This is a genomic window from Mesorhizobium sp. M3A.F.Ca.ET.175.01.1.1 (assembly GCF_004791945.1).
Lineage (GTDB): Bacteria > Pseudomonadota > Alphaproteobacteria > Rhizobiales > Rhizobiaceae > Mesorhizobium.
The window spans coordinates 1-457 of record NZ_SRTP01000074.1; the positions used below are offsets into that span (position 1 = coordinate 1).

Sequence of the window (457 nt, forward strand, 5' to 3'; positions counted from 1 at the left end):
ATAACCGACAGCCATCGCCCTAAGTTAAGGGTTTAGAGATTACCGGCAGGCAGGTATGCAAGCGGGCCATCCTCGGAAACTATATAACCGCACGACTAGCTCGTCAGCGACGAAACACCCGCTCGAGCACCCATAGACTATGAGCACCGGCGCGGACTGGAAGAATACGGCTGCATCGCCCGAGCCGGCGGAACAGAAGATCTTGGCATCCAGTCAACGCTCGATACAAGGCGTGCGATCGAATGGCCCGAGCACAAGGGGATCAGAAAGCTTCTCAGAGAATTGAGGACCCTTCGGACCCCAAAAGGGCTATAGCCTGATTTTGGGTTCGCACGCCTAGCTTCTTCTTGGCATTGTCCAAATGAAAAGCGATCGTGCGTGGCTTGATACCCAAGATGCGGCCGGTCACCCAGGCTGAATTACCCCGCGCTGCCCACCTCAGGCACTCATATTCGCG

General features: G+C 56.0%; 1 protein-coding gene. It reads right to left on the minus strand.

The features are described from left to right. Positions 1–274: 274 nt before the first annotated feature. Positions 275–457 (minus strand): helix-turn-helix transcriptional regulator (locus EN818_RS30795; protein WP_135906599.1); only part of this gene is annotated, 183 nt, incomplete at its 5' end.